16 protein-coding genes are annotated in these 13661 nt (G+C 39.5%); all 16 read left to right on the top strand.

The window, feature by feature from the left end:
- The first annotated feature begins 5 nt into the window (after window positions 1-5).
- The gene (locus D8Q48_RS09715) at window positions 6-656 is read left to right on the top strand and encodes a TrkA family potassium uptake protein (protein WP_117990993.1); all 651 of its coding nucleotides are present in this window, start codon (window positions 6-8) and stop codon (window positions 654-656) included.
- 19 nt (window positions 657-675) lie between these two features.
- Window positions 676-1458 (top strand): 23S rRNA (guanosine(2251)-2'-O)-methyltransferase RlmB, encoded by a 783-nt coding sequence (gene rlmB, locus D8Q48_RS09710; protein ID WP_121056372.1) that lies wholly within the window; start codon window positions 676-678, stop codon window positions 1456-1458.
- A 142-nt stretch (window positions 1459-1600) separates the two neighbouring features.
- Entirely contained in the window at window positions 1601-2596 is a 996-nt protein-coding gene (gene argF, locus D8Q48_RS09705) for an ornithine carbamoyltransferase (RefSeq protein ID WP_117990990.1), read from the top strand.
- Window positions 2597-3583 carry a biotin--[acetyl-CoA-carboxylase] ligase gene (locus D8Q48_RS09700; protein ID WP_022075291.1) on the top strand — a complete coding sequence of 329 codons (987 nt, stop codon included), beginning with the start codon at window positions 2597-2599 and terminating at the stop codon, window positions 3581-3583.
- Window positions 3584-3594: 11 nt separating this feature from the next.
- On the top strand, window positions 3595-3957 hold the full coding sequence (locus D8Q48_RS09695) for a DUF6145 family protein (protein WP_117990984.1): 363 nt from the start codon (window positions 3595-3597) through the stop codon (window positions 3955-3957).
- Between the two features lie 15 nt (window positions 3958-3972).
- Complete coding sequence (gene dusB / locus D8Q48_RS09690; protein ID WP_117990981.1) at window positions 3973-4935, top strand: tRNA dihydrouridine synthase DusB; 963 nt, start codon at window positions 3973-3975, stop codon at window positions 4933-4935.
- Window positions 4936-5192: 257 nt separating this feature from the next.
- Window positions 5193-5678: a transcription elongation factor GreA gene (gene greA, locus D8Q48_RS09685; protein WP_117990979.1), complete on the top strand. Its 486-nt coding sequence runs from the start codon at window positions 5193-5195 to the stop codon at window positions 5676-5678.
- A gap of 14 nt (window positions 5679-5692) precedes the next feature.
- Window positions 5693-7738, top strand: coding sequence for a lysine--tRNA ligase (gene lysS / locus D8Q48_RS09680; protein ID WP_121056371.1), 2046 nt, complete (start codon window positions 5693-5695; stop codon window positions 7736-7738).
- 249 nt (window positions 7739-7987) lie between these two features.
- A complete protein-coding gene (locus D8Q48_RS09675) occupies window positions 7988-8257 on the top strand; it encodes a DUF6462 family protein (RefSeq protein ID WP_117636756.1) in 270 nt (89 codons plus the stop codon).
- Window positions 8247-8474, top strand: a complete 228-nt coding sequence (locus D8Q48_RS09670; protein WP_055195496.1) for an excisionase — start codon at window positions 8247-8249, stop codon at window positions 8472-8474. Before D8Q48_RS09675 ends, D8Q48_RS09670 begins: the two co-directional genes overlap by 11 nt.
- A gap of 14 nt (window positions 8475-8488) precedes the next feature.
- On the top strand, window positions 8489-8872 hold the full coding sequence (locus D8Q48_RS09665; protein WP_117636754.1) for a TnpV protein: 384 nt from the start codon (window positions 8489-8491) through the stop codon (window positions 8870-8872).
- Window positions 8873-8881: 9 nt separating this feature from the next.
- Window positions 8882-9061 carry a hypothetical protein gene (locus D8Q48_RS09660; RefSeq protein WP_055225720.1) on the top strand — a complete coding sequence of 60 codons (180 nt, stop codon included), beginning with the start codon at window positions 8882-8884 and terminating at the stop codon, window positions 9059-9061.
- A gap of 29 nt (window positions 9062-9090) precedes the next feature.
- The gene (locus tag D8Q48_RS09655; protein ID WP_181974028.1) at window positions 9091-9390 is read left to right on the top strand and encodes a hypothetical protein; all 300 of its coding nucleotides are present in this window, start codon (window positions 9091-9093) and stop codon (window positions 9388-9390) included.
- Window positions 9391-10090: 700 nt separating this feature from the next.
- A complete protein-coding gene (locus D8Q48_RS09650; protein WP_117636753.1) occupies window positions 10091-10501 on the top strand; it encodes a single-stranded DNA-binding protein in 411 nt (136 codons plus the stop codon).
- A 146-nt stretch (window positions 10502-10647) separates the two neighbouring features.
- Window positions 10648-10854 carry a helix-turn-helix transcriptional regulator gene (locus tag D8Q48_RS09645; protein WP_005341250.1) on the top strand — a complete coding sequence of 69 codons (207 nt, stop codon included), beginning with the start codon at window positions 10648-10650 and terminating at the stop codon, window positions 10852-10854.
- 15 nt (window positions 10855-10869) lie between these two features.
- Entirely contained in the window at window positions 10870-13659 is a 2790-nt protein-coding gene (locus D8Q48_RS09640; protein WP_117636752.1) for a DNA methyltransferase, read from the top strand.
- Window positions 13660-13661 lie beyond the last annotated feature (2 nt).

Genomic DNA, 13661 nt, shown 5'->3' with positions numbered 1-13661 from the left:
AGAAGATGGGAAAACAATTTGCTGTGTTCGGTCTTGGAAGCTTTGGAAAAAGTGTAGCATTGACCTTGCAGAGTTTTGGATGCGATGTGATCGCAGTTGATAATTGTTATGAGAAGATACAGGATATTGCAGATTCGGTTTCATATGCGATGTGCGGAGACGTAACAGAGCCAGAATTTATGAAAACGATAGGAGCCCGCAATCTGGATGGGGCAGTGATTGCAGTTTCAGAAAATCTTGAAGCTGCGATCATGGCAACTATGATTTCGAAAGAAATGGGAATTTCTTATGTATTGGTAAAAGCAATGGACGAACTGCAGGGAAAGATTCTTGAGAAAGTCGGTGCTGACTCGATTGTGTATCCGGAAATCGATATGGGTGAACGTGTAGCAAAAAAGCTGATATCGACAGAATTTATTGATTGGATTGAGTTATCTCCGGATTATAGTCTGACAGAGAAACTGCTTCCGAAACAATGGGAAGGAAAGAGTCTGGCAGAGCTGCGGGTCCGCGAAAAATATGGGATTAACGTAATCGGAATTTTAAAGGAAGACAAGATGGATATGGCATTAGATCCATCAAAACCATTGCAACCGGATGATATGTTATTTATTATCGGGAAAAATTCTGATTTAGAGAAGTTTAAGCTAAGGTAAAGAAAGGATTAACAGACGAATGATCACAAGTACAAGTAACCAGAGAATTAAGGAGATTGTACAGCTTCAAAAGAAAAACAGAGCAAGAAATACAGAGGGTGTATTTATTGTAGAAGGAATCCGTATGGTAAGGGAAATACCTGAGGATAAGCTAAAAGCACTCTATGTAACAGAAGAGTTTTATAAAAAGCATAAAGCAGAACTGCCGGGAAATGTGAAGCCGGAGTTTGTAACTCCGACGGTGTTTTCATATGTTGCAGATACAAAAACACCTCAAGGGGTATTGGCAATTGTATGGCAGAATAAATACACGTTGGCAGATATTTTAAAAAAAGGTACAGAAAAAAAAGAAATGCTGCTTGTGTTAGATAATCTTCAGGATCCGGGAAATCTTGGAACCATTTTTAGAACTGCAGAGGCAGCGGGGGTTACAGGGATTATTCTTAGTAAAGACAGCGTGGATATTTACAATCCGAAAGTGATCCGCTCTACGATGGGTGCGATTTTCCGTATGCCATTTGTGTATGTGGAGAAATTGACAGATACAATAGAAGAATTAAAGGCACATCAGATTCAGGTTTATGCGGCTCATTTGGATGGGAAGAATGCGTATGATGAGGAGTGCTATCTCAATGGCACAGCTTATCTGATTGGAAATGAAGGAAATGGACTGAGACAAGAAGTGGCAGATTGTGCGGATACATGGATACGGATTCCTATGTTGGGACAGGCAGAATCCTTGAATGCAGCAGTTGCAGCCTCCATTTTGATGTTTGAAGCAGCAAGACAGAGACGAAAATAATGTTGGATTTATCACTGGAATATGGTATTGTAGTAAATAGGTACAGGGCAAAACGTGTGAATTTACACATGAATCATAGTTTTGCCATATATATTTACCAAGATATACACGTTTATATGTGGGAATAGGAGAGAAGAAAGACATGAACTTAAAGGGAAGAAATTTTTTGACATTAAAAGACTTTACTCCGGAAGAAATTACATACCTGCTTGATTTATCAGCAGAATTAAAAGAGAAAAAGAAAAAAGGAATTCCGGTGGACCACTACAAAGGGAAAAATGTTGCGCTGATTTTTGAAAAAGACAGTACAAGAACAAGATGTGCTTTTGAAGTTGCAGCATCTGATATGGGAATGGGGTCTACTTATCTCGGACCTACAGGATCTCAGATTGGAAAGAAAGAAACAATCAAAGATACAGCACGTGTACTTGGAAGAATGTATGATGGAATCGAATATCGCGGATTTGATCAGGAAATCGTAGAGACATTGGCAGAATACGCAGGTGTTCCAGTATGGAACGGGCTGACAAACCAGTATCATCCAACACAGATGCTGGCAGATATGTTGACGATCCGCGAACATTTCGGAGATTTAAAAGGGCGTAAGCTGGTATATATGGGAGATGCAAGATATAATATGGGTAACTCTCTGATGATCGCCTGCTCAAAATTAGGTATGCACTTTGTTGCCTGCACAACATCAAACTATTTCCCAAATGCAGAATTAGTTGAGACATGCCGCGGATATGCAGCCCAGTCAGGTGGAAGTGTTACATTGACAGAAGATGCAATAGAAGGAACAAAAGGCGCAGATGTTATCTATACAGATGTATGGGTATCTATGGGTGAGCCGGACGATGTGTGGGAGTCACGTATTAAAGAACTTGCACCATATAAAGTTACAAAAGAAATTATGGCAAATGCAGGAGAACAGGCAATCTTTTTACACTGCTTACCGGCATTCCATGATCTGAATACGACAATTGGTAAAGAGATGGGAGAACGCTTCGGATTTACAGATATGGAAGTGACAGATGAAGTGTTTGAATCTGAGCAGTCAAAAGTATTTGATGAGGCCGAGAACCGTATGCATACAATTAAAGCGGTTATGGTAGCAACACTTGGAGAAGTAAAATAAATGAAAACAGAAATCTTAAAGCTTTTGAGAGAAAGTAAAGATTATGTTTCCGGGCAGCAGTTGTGTGAGACTTTTGGAGTTTCACGCACAGCAGTCTGGAAAGTAATGAATCAATTAAAAGAAGAAGGATACGAGGTCGAAGCGGTTCGGAATCGTGGATATCGGATCGTGGGCAGTGCAGACGTTATGACACAAGAGGAGTTAGAAAGCCTTTTGGATGGCCGGACAAAGTGGGCCGGACAGCATGTTGTCTATTCTGATGAGATTGATTCAACAAATATAAAAGCAAAACAGTTAGGTGAAGAAGGTGCGTCACACGGGACACTCGTAGTGGCAGATATGCAGACTGCAGGTCGAGGAAGAAGAGGACGTGGGTGGGATTCACCATCCGGCAGCAGCATTTATATGTCCATTATGCTTAGACCAAAATTTCCACCGGTAAAAGCACCTATGCTGACAATCGTAATGGCTTATAGCGTAGCAAGAGCATTGCGTACATGTACCGGATTAGATGTACAGATTAAGTGGCCGAATGATATTATCCTGAATGGAAAAAAGATTGTTGGGATATTGACAGAGATGAGTACAGAAATCGACTATATTAACCATGTAGTGATCGGAGTCGGAATCAATGTTAACACAGAAACATTTCCAGAGGAGATAGCAGATAAGGCAACTTCTCTTCGGATTGAGATTGGGGAAGTACAGAAGAGAGCACCGATTGTAGCAGAAATTATGTCTGAGTTTGAAAAATGCTATGAAGAATTTGAAAAACAGGAAGATTTGAGCTTTATTCAGGAAGAATATAATAAACTGCTTGTGAATTGCGGAAAGGATGTCTGCATTTTAGGTGCAAAAGAATCTTATCAGGCACATGCTTTGGGAATTAATGAAACCGGTGAATTAATTGTCCGCCGGGAAGATGGAAGTAAAGAAACCGTATATGCAGGAGAGGTATCTGTGCGTGGAGTATACGGATATGTATAAGGTGGTATGATATGGAAAACACAGAAGAGATTGTACTTTGTGCAGCCAGTGCATATGAGCAGAAGTTTTATTTGAATCCGGATTTTATGACACTTCCAGAGTCAGTTCGCCAGGAACTTCAAATCATGTGTGTACTGTATACAGCTGATGTTGGCGGAATCCTCATGGTTGTATATGATGAAGATGGAAACCTTGAATTGAAAGTCGAACATGATGAAAATGATTTCGAATTTGACGAAATTGGAAGCGTTCTTAAAATTAAAGAATTGCAGAATACAAAAAGAGAATTATTTGAATCATTGGAATTGTATTATAGAGTCAAATATCTTGGAGAAGATATTGATTTGGATGATGTCGAAGATTTGGAAGAATAGGTTAAGGGGAACTATATGAAACAGTTAACAATTGGAAATGTTACATTGGACAATTGCTATGTACTGGGACCGATGGCAGGCGTAACAGACCTGCCATTTCGTTTGTTATGTAGAGAACAGGGAGCAGGTCTGCTGTGCATGGAAATGATCAGTGCAAAAGGAATTTTATATAACAATAAAAATACAGAAAGTCTGCTTCAGATTCATCCGGATGAGATGCCGGTATCATTGCAGCTATTTGGTTCAGATCCAAAGATTGTAAGTGAGATGGCGAAACGTATCGAAGAAAGACCATTTTCGATATTAGATATTAATATGGGATGTCCGGTGCCGAAAATTGTCCGAAACGGAGAAGGGTCTGCATTGATGAAAAATCCGAAGCTGGTGTATGAACTTGTATCAGCAACAGTGAAGGCAATTCAAAAACCGGTAACTGTCAAAATCCGAAAAGGATTTGATGATGAACATGTAAATGCAGTAGAAATTGCAAAGATTATTGAAGAAGCCGGAGCTTCGGCAGTTGCGGTACATGGCAGAACGAGAGAACAGTATTATTCAGGAAAAGCTGACTGGGATATTATTCGTCAGGTAAAGGAAGCCGTTCATATTCCGGTTATTGGAAATGGAGATGTGACATCGGGAGAAAAGGCCGTTGCAATGCAGGAACAAACAGGATGTGACGGAGTAATGATCGCACGCGGGGCACAAGGAAATCCATGGATCTTTTCAGAGCTGACAGCATATGAAAAAACAGGTGAAATGCCGAAACGTCCGGATGTAGATGAGATACGTCAGATGATGCTTAGACATGCAAGACTCCAACTGCAATATAAAGGCGATTATACCGGAATCCGAGAGATGAGAAAACATGTTGCCTGGTATACCAAAGGACTGCATAATGCAGCACGTTTAAGGGATGATATCAATAGCGTTGAGAGCTATGAAGAACTTGAAAAAATCTTGACAGTATTGGCATGATTGGGTATAATATTGTAACTGCGAATAAGACTAAAAAAGAGATGGACCATGCTTGAAAAACAAAAGGTTTGGGACATCTTTTAGTTGCGTTATGAGATTAATTTACAAGAACAAACAGACAGAAGAATAAGACAGAAGTATTCAGAATATATTTATTTCAAAATATAGATTTGAAAAATAGTAATTCTAAAGTTAATCATAAGATATGATTGCAGACTTAAAAAGAAAACACATGAGACTAAAAAGGAGAACAAATCATGGCAGAGGCAAAGAAAAGATTACTGACATATGCTGGATTAAGAGCATTAGAAGAAGAACTTGAAAATTTAAAAGTAGTAAAACGTAAAGAAGTTGCAGCTAAGATAAAAGAGGCAAGAGAACAGGGAGACCTTTCAGAGAATGCTGAATACGATGCAGCAAAAGATGAGCAGCGCGATATCGAGGCTCGTATCGAAGAACTTGAAGCAATTCTTAAAAATGTAGAGGTTGTAGTGGAAGACGAAGTGGATTTCGACAGAATCAATGTTGGATGTACAGTAAAAGTATACGATGTAACATTTGATGAAGAAATCGAATTCAAAATCGTAGGATCTACAGAGGCGAACTCTTTGGAAGGAAAGATTTCAAACGAGTCACCTGTAGGACAGGCTCTGATGGGCAAAGAAGTCGGAGACGTAGTAGATGTTGAGACACAGGCAGGTGTGATCCAGTACAAGGTTCTGGGTATCAACCGCTCACTCTAGGAAGGAGATGTACAATGGCAGATAATCAGAAAAAAACACAGGAACCAGACTTAAATCAGTTGAGAAAAGTTCGTCGTGAAAAACTCGCAGAACTTCAGCAGAATGGAAGAGATCCATTTCAGATTACAAAATTTGATCAGACACACCATTCACTCGAAGTGAAAAATCTTTATGAAGCACACGAAGCTGAGCTTTTAAAAGACCGCCAGGAGCCAAATGTAGACGGTCTGGATGAAGAGCAGGTAAAAGAAGTTCTGAAGAAAGATTACGAAGACAAGAGAAGCATTATGGATGCAAATCCAATTCACGTATCAATCGCTGGACGTATGATGTTCAAGAGAGTTATGGGAAAAGCTTCCTTCTGTAACATTCAGGATTTACAGGGAAATATTCAGGTATATGTCGCAAGAGATGCAATCGGAGTTGATGCATATACAGATTTCAAACGTTCGGATATCGGTGACATTTTCGGATTAGAAGGATTTGCTTTCAGAACAAGAACAGGAGAAATCTCTATCCATGCTGAAAAGATGATACTTCTTTCTAAGAGCTTACAGATGCTTCCAGAGAAGTTCCATGGTCTGACAGATACAGACACACGTTACCGTCAGAGATACGTTGACCTGATTATGAATGCAGACTCTAAAGATACATTTATCAAACGTTCAAAGATCCTTGCAGCAATCCGTAAGTACTTAAGTGGAGAAGGATTCATGGAAGTTGAGACTCCAATGCTTGTAGCAAATGCAGGAGGAGCAGCAGCAAGACCGTTCGAGACACACTTTAACGCATTGAACGAAGATCTGAAACTTCGTATTTCTCTGGAATTATACTTGAAGAGACTGATCGTTGGAGGTCTTGAGAAAGTATATGAAATCGGACGAGTATTCCGTAACGAAGGCCTTGATACAAGACATAACCCAGAATTTACTCTGATGGAGCTTTACCAGGCATATACAGATTACCACGGCATGATGGATCTGACAGAGAATATGTATCGTTTTGTTGCTCAGGAAGTTCTTGGAACAACACAGATTGTTTACAAAGGAATCCCGATGGATCTTGGTAAACCATTTGAGCGTATCACAATGGTTGATGCAGTTAAGAAATACGCAGGCGTTGACTGGAATGAAGTTGAGACTTTAGAGCAGGCAAGAGAACTTGCAAAAGAACACAATCTTGAATTTGAAGAGAGACATAAAAAAGGTGATATCCTGAATCTGTTCTTTGAAGAATATGTAGAAGAACACCTTCTTCAGCCGACATTCGTAATGGATCATCCGGTTGAAATTTCACCTCTTACAAAGAAAAAACCAGAAAATCCAGAATATGTAGAGCGTTTCGAGTTCTTTATGAATGGATGGGAAATGGCAAATGCATACTCAGAGCTGAATGACCCAATCGACCAGAGAGAGCGTTTCAAAGCACAGGAAGAATTGCTTGCACAGGGTGATGATGAAGCTAACACAACAGATGAAGACTTCATGAATGCCTTGGAGATTGGTATGCCTCCTACAGGTGGTATCGGATTTGGTATTGATAGAATGTGTATGTTGTTGACAGGAGCAGAAGCAATCAGAGATGTGTTACTGTTCCCGACAATGAAGTCCCTGGACGCTGACAAGAAGTCTGCGAAGTCAGAAAACAGCACTTCCACAGCAGCACCTGAGAAGGAAGAAGTTATCGACTTCTCCAAGGTAAAGGTAGAGCCTTTATTTGAGGAATTTGTTGATTTCGATACTTTCAGCAAGTCAGATTTCAGAGCTGTAAAGGTTAAAGCGTGTGAAGCTGTTAAGAAATCCAAGAAGCTGTTACAGTTCACTCTGGATGATGGAACAGGCACAGATCGTACGATTTTAAGCGGTATTCACGCTTATTACGAGCCGGAAGAGCTGGTTGGAAAGACCTTAATTGCAATCACTAACCTGCCACCGAGAGCCATGATGGGAATTGAATCCTGTGGAATGCTCCTCAGTGCAATCCATGAGGAAGAGGGAGAAGAAAAGCTCCATCTTCTGATGGTTGATAACCACATCCCGGCTGGTGCAAAGCTGTACTAAAATTAAATATAAAATGTCTAAAACCATGATGTCAGACCGCATTTGACAACAATTTGACAACAAAATTTGGGAGAATGATGAATCGTTATGAAGCATGACGAATTTCAGGTGAAAGGGCACAGGTTTGGGCAATGAAGTAAGAGCACTTCTTAGAGTTAATCTAAGAGGTGCTTTTTTTCGTCCTTGGAAAGTCACATCCCAGCGGTCAGCTTCTGTAAAACAGTAAATCTAATTTTGGAGGAAAACATCATGGATAAAAGTTATAAACCAATTACAAGTATGAAAGAAGTACCAGAGCAGCTTAGAAAATTACGCCGACAGTATCTGCGCTATCAACAGGCAGAAATCATTTACAGTATCTCCCATAAGAAACTTTTGGAACTTGCAAGTGATGCAGGTGCGATTTACAGAATAGATGGAACGGTACTGATTAACAAGGATATTTTTGATACTTATCTGGAACGATTCCATGAACCGGCGACAGGAAAAGGTAGGGAGGAAATGATGGATGAGCGGTAATGTATGGATGTTTTCAGATGAGATTGACGATGAAGATCTGGAATTTATGAGCCATGACTACGTGACCTACAATATGGCATGTGAATATTACAGACTGGGAATCAAGCCCGTAGTTCGTATGGCACATGAAGCCGGAGCAGTATATAAGATTGGGAAGAAAGTACTGATTCGTAGAAGTATATTTGAAGCGTATCTGCGAGAGCAGAGGAAGATTTGATAGAGGAGAAGAACATGAGTGAACAGAGAAAAATAATACATGATGATAACAATGGATTGGATTATGTGCTGGTGGGAGATTATTACATGCCGATGTTAGCCTTGCCGGAGGAAAACCGACCGATTGGTTACTGGGGAATACTTCGGAAACAATATCTGAAAAAACATAAATCAGGGATGTATTCTTATCTTTTGTTGACCGGAAAACTGGATCGCTATCTAGCAGATCTTAACGAACAGGCACAGGAATGGTATGAGCTGATTGAAGCACAAATGAGAATTGCGGATGGAGTTACCGAGGAACTGAAGAGTCAGAATCCTATGGAATGGGTGCGACAGTGTAACAACATCAGGAATCGTGTGCAGGAAATTGTATTGAGTGAATTGGTATATGTATAGGAGGAGCGTATGAGATACAGGATTGAATATGCAGATGGAAGATGCTGCAATTTTGCAAACAGCAGAAAAGATTTACTGGATTGGTTGAAATTGCTGAAAGATGAACAGATTGTTGATATTCGTAAAATATATAAAAGTGGTGTTACCGATTCAGTTCTAGATAGTTACCGGAGTTATCTGAAACAGTGAGATAACATGGAAAGGGCAGGTGTAAATCTATGAAATTGACAGAGGAGATTGAAGAATTTATCAATCTAACAATAACGGAGCATATGGGGAAAGAGTACGCAGAATGGAAAATAAAACAGCAATCTGTGGCAGAGCCAGATAAAGTTGAAGAGGAATATGAAAAGGTAATTGCTTCATTATCACCAGAACAAGAAGAGGCAATTACAAAATACTGTAATGCCATATTCAGCAGTGGAGCAGATACAGAAGAATTTTTTTATCGTCTGGGACTGAAAGATGGATTGAAATTAAGGAAAGTAATAAAAGTCATATTGAAATCTCTTTCGTAAGTAAGAAAGTAATTTAAAGAAGCATTGGCTGCAATAGTGGTTGATGCTTCTTTTTTGATTTTTTCAAAATCATCTGACATTCTCTGCTTTCCCGTGTGTGATTAGTAGAAAAAACAAATTTTTCTGCGAAAGTACCGTCCAAACGCCCTCTGAAACTTGCGATTAGTGAGGGAATATTTCATTTCTGCGAAAAAACTCGCAAAAGAGGGTTGGTAAATACTGTTTCCAACGCTTTATAGGTAGAGGAACAATTATTTTTCAAAAATTCTTCAAAATCATGTCCGTTTTTGTTCGTCCCAGTACAGAGTATGTGAAGGGACTAATGAAATTAAAAGAAAAAATGATAAAAATGCAAAAAAATATCACGATTCTTTTGCATCATGTCAAGTCATTTGACTTTAGTAATTAGAGGACGTTTTGGAATGTTCCTTCGCTGAACCTTGACAATTGATAAGTGCACCCTGGAAGCCTACCAGGAGTTCTGCCATGACCTTTCTTTTTCTGGAAGCAAGCGGAATCATAATGACACTCCCGATGATGGGCGGCTGACCAGAGCCTTATGGTCAGTGACCTGCTGATGCAGGCAGAGGCAGTCTGAGACGACTGCAGGTGACAGGGAAACGCACGATAGACCGCTGATGCAACAAGTAACTAATAACAATGATTAAAGGGTAAAATGCCCGGAAAGGATGTAACAACTATGAATAGAGTGATTTTAATGGGAAGACTGACAAAGAATCCGGAGATCAAATATGCTGGAAAAGATAATGATATGGCAGTAGCCAGATATACTCTGGCAGTGAACAGAAGATATAAACGTGACGGAGAACAGGAAGCAGATTTTATTTCGTGTATCACGTTTGGTAAGAGTGCAGAGTTCGCACAGAAATATCTTCACAAAGGAATGAGGATTGTGATTGGTGGTCGTATCAGTACCGGTAGTTATAAGGATAAGGACGGGAAAACAATTTATACTACAGATGTGATTGTGGAAGAACATGAATTTGCCCAGAACAAGGACAGCGGTGCTGGGGTAGATTCATCAGAAACATCGAAAACAGATAAGGACGGATTTATGGAAGCATCTGAAGGAGAAATTCCATTTAATTAATTTAGAATAAATGGTTGGAGAGGATGCCTAGACAAAATGCATCCTCTTTTCCATTTTTACAGAAGATATCAAAAACACAGATATTCAACCTAACGAAATCGTGATATAATCAAAATATGTTTGAACGAAAAATACGGAGGTAGCTTATGGGCGTAAGTTATAACAGATTATGGAAAATGCTCATAGATAAAAATATGAAGCGGATAGAAATGCAGTACCTTACTGGGATCAGCGGAAACATTCTTGCACGGATGGGGAAAAACCAATATGTATCAATGGAGACGATTGAGAAAATTTGCAAGAAACTGGACTGCACCGTGGATGAGATGATGGAATTTACAGATGATGAATAATAGGAGGTTGCTGCAATGACAGATACACAACAAAGAGTAGCTGCGAAAGCATTTGCGAAAAACTGGAAAGACCGTGGATATGAAAAAGGCGACAGCCAGATTTTCTGGGTGGAGCTTCTCACAACGGTATTTGGTGTGACGGAAATATCACAGTTTATTTCTTTTGAAGATCAGGTACACCTTGACCATACCAGTTTTATTGACGGGTATATCGAGAAAACCCATGTCATGATTGAACAGAAAAGTATCAACAAGAGCCTGACAGCTGCTATCCGACAGTCCGATGGATCTATGCTGACACCATTTGAACAGGCAAAAAGATATTCTTCTGAATTGCCGTATTCAAAAAGACCAAGATGGATTGTTACCAGTAATTTCCAGTCATTCTATATTTATGACATGGAAAAGCCGGGCGGTGATCCAGAGATTATTCAGTTGGAGAATCTGGAAAAAGAATACTATCGTTTACAATTCCTTGTGGATGAGGGAAATACAAATCTTCAGAGAGAAATGGAAGTTTCCATTGCCGCAGGTGAAATTGTAGGGCTGCTGTATGATGCATTGGCAAAACAATATGTTGATCCAACAACAGAGCGTGCAATGAAAAGCCTGAATATCCTTTGTGTTAGGATGGTGTTCTGTCTTTATGCAGAGGATGCGGGTATTTTTGGCCAGCATGGCATGTTCCATGATTATCTGGAAGAGTTTGATGCAAGAAAAATGAGAAAAGCGATGATCGAACTTTTCCAGATTCTTGATACAAAGCCAGAGGACAGAGATCCTTATCTGAAAGATGATAACCCGCAGCTTGCAGCTTTTCCGTATGTGAATGGTGGACTTTTTGCAAATGAAGATATTGAGATTCCACCGTTTACAGATGAAATCAGAAATTTATTGTTAGAGAAAGCATCAGCAGATTTTGACTGGTCAGAAATCAGTCCGACTATATTTGGCGCTGTGTTTGAGAGTACGTTGAATCCTGAGACAAGACGCTCTGGCGGTATGCACTACACCAGCATTGAAAATATTCATAAAGTCATTGATCCACTGTTTCTGGATGATTTGAAAAATGAACTGAAAGAAATTCAGCAGATAACGGTTCAGAGAACAAAAGATAAAAAGCTGAGAGACTTCCAGACAAAGTTATCAAATCTTCGGTGGCTTGATCCGGCATCGGGAAGTGGAAATTTCCTTACAGAGACATATATCAGTATCCGGCGATTGGAGAATGAAGTCATAAAAGAATTGCAGAGAGGACAGATTACTTTTGGCTTTGATGAATCTTCCCCGATTCATGTTTCTATTGATCAGTTTTATGGAATTGAGATTAATGATTTTGCTGTTACAGTTGCCAAGACTGCATTGTGGATTGCAGAATCCCAGATGATGAAAGAGACAGAAGATATCGTTCATATGAATCTGGATTTTCTGCCGTTGACGACAAATGCGTTTATTGTGGAAGGAAATTCTTTGCAGATTGACTGGGAGAGTGTTGTACCAAAATATCAGGTTTCCTATATTATGGGAAATCCTCCGTTTGTGGGTGCTAGAGTAATGAGTTCTGAACAGAAAGATGATGTGAAAGAAATTTTTCAGGGCTGGAAAAATGTAGGAAATATGGATTACGTTTGTTGCTGGTATAAGAAATGCGCAGATTTTATGAAGAATACATCAATACGAGCCGCATTGGTTTCGACAAATTCTGTTTCCCAAGGAGAAAGCGTTGCTAATTTGTGGAAACCACTATTGGAAAATGACGTGCATATTGATTTTGCATATCGAACATTTCAGTGGGATAGTGAAGCAAAGATAAAGGCCCATGTGCATTGTGTGATCATTGGATTTAGTATTGCACCTTATAATAAACCAAAGAAAATATTTATAGATGAAAGATATCAAATTGCAAAAAACATCAATGGTTATCTTTTGGATGCAGCGAATGTATATGTTGAGAGCAGAAACAAGCCTATCTGCAATATTCCAGAAATTGGAATTGGAAATAAGCCAATTGATGGTGGGTATTATCTTTTTGAAAAAGAGGAAATGGAAGAGTTCATAAAAAAAGAACCTGAAGCAAAAAAATATTTTCGCCCGTGGTATGGATCAAAAGAATTTATTAATAGGTCACCGAGATATTGTCTTTGGCTAGGTGAGTGTAGTCCTGCTGAATTAAGAAAACTTCCATTGTGTATGGAAAGAGTAAGAGAAGTAAAAGAATATCGTCTGCAAAGTACAAGTGCTGGAACTGTAAAATTAGCTGAAAGACCAACAAGGTTTCATGTGGAAAATATGCCAAAAGGACAGTATATAGTTATTCCTGAAGTTTCATCTCAGAGAAGACGATATGTTCCGATGGGATTTTTTACACCTAATATTTTTTGTAGTAATCTTGTGAAAATTATTCCAGATGCAACACTCTATCATTTTGGAGTGCTCACATCTAATGTACATATGGCGTGGATGCGTGTTGTCTGTGGTCGATTAAAAAGTGATTATCGTTATTCTAAAGACATTGTTTACAATAATTTCCCATGGCCTGAGCCGAGCACTCAACAACGGCAAAAAATTGAACAGACTGCACAGGCAATTCTTGATGCCAGAGCATTATATCCGGACAGCAGTCTAGCAGATCTTTATGATGAATTGACTATGCCGCCGGAACTGCGAAAGGCACATCACCAGAATGATATGGCAGTCATGCAGGCATACGGATTCACAAAAGGCAGTGAAGCCTATAAAAGCGAAGCTGCCTGTGTTGCAGAACTGATGCAAAGGTATCAGAAATTGTGCGAGGAACAGAAATAGTA

This window comes from Ruminococcus sp. B05, from assembly GCF_003628495.1.
Lineage (GTDB): Bacteria > Bacillota > Clostridia > Lachnospirales > Lachnospiraceae > Schaedlerella > Schaedlerella hominis.
Note: the sequence above shows the minus strand (reverse complement) of the source record. Positions and strands in the feature narration are given on the sequence as shown.

What these genes read in the sequence shown, in the direction of transcription:
- argF (WP_117990990.1), top strand. Translation starts at nt 1,601, where the DNA reads ATGAACTTAAAGGGAAGAAATTTTTTGACATTAAAAGACTTTACTCCG.
- rlmB (WP_121056372.1), top strand. Translation starts at nt 676, where the DNA reads ATGATCACAAGTACAAGTAACCAGAGAATTAAGGAGATTGTACAGCTT.
- D8Q48_RS09655 (WP_181974028.1), top strand. Translation starts at nt 9,091, where the DNA reads ATGAAATTGACAGAGGAGATTGAAGAATTTATCAATCTAACAATAACG.
- D8Q48_RS09675 (WP_117636756.1), top strand. Translation starts at nt 7,988, where the DNA reads ATGGATAAAAGTTATAAACCAATTACAAGTATGAAAGAAGTACCAGAG.
- dusB (WP_117990981.1), top strand. Translation starts at nt 3,973, where the DNA reads ATGAAACAGTTAACAATTGGAAATGTTACATTGGACAATTGCTATGTA.
- lysS (WP_121056371.1), top strand. Translation starts at nt 5,693, where the DNA reads ATGGCAGATAATCAGAAAAAAACACAGGAACCAGACTTAAATCAGTTG.
- D8Q48_RS09715 (WP_117990993.1), top strand. Translation starts at nt 6, where the DNA reads ATGGGAAAACAATTTGCTGTGTTCGGTCTTGGAAGCTTTGGAAAAAGT.
- D8Q48_RS09650 (WP_117636753.1), top strand. Translation starts at nt 10,091, where the DNA reads ATGAATAGAGTGATTTTAATGGGAAGACTGACAAAGAATCCGGAGATC.
- greA (WP_117990979.1), top strand. Translation starts at nt 5,193, where the DNA reads ATGGCAGAGGCAAAGAAAAGATTACTGACATATGCTGGATTAAGAGCA.
- D8Q48_RS09660 (WP_055225720.1), top strand. Translation starts at nt 8,882, where the DNA reads ATGAGATACAGGATTGAATATGCAGATGGAAGATGCTGCAATTTTGCA.
- D8Q48_RS09670 (WP_055195496.1), top strand. Translation starts at nt 8,247, where the DNA reads ATGAGCGGTAATGTATGGATGTTTTCAGATGAGATTGACGATGAAGAT.
- D8Q48_RS09665 (WP_117636754.1), top strand. Translation starts at nt 8,489, where the DNA reads ATGAGTGAACAGAGAAAAATAATACATGATGATAACAATGGATTGGAT.
- D8Q48_RS09645 (WP_005341250.1), top strand. Translation starts at nt 10,648, where the DNA reads ATGGGCGTAAGTTATAACAGATTATGGAAAATGCTCATAGATAAAAAT.
- D8Q48_RS09640 (WP_117636752.1), top strand. Translation starts at nt 10,870, where the DNA reads ATGACAGATACACAACAAAGAGTAGCTGCGAAAGCATTTGCGAAAAAC.
- D8Q48_RS09695 (WP_117990984.1), top strand. Translation starts at nt 3,595, where the DNA reads ATGGAAAACACAGAAGAGATTGTACTTTGTGCAGCCAGTGCATATGAG.
- D8Q48_RS09700 (WP_022075291.1), top strand. Translation starts at nt 2,597, where the DNA reads ATGAAAACAGAAATCTTAAAGCTTTTGAGAGAAAGTAAAGATTATGTT.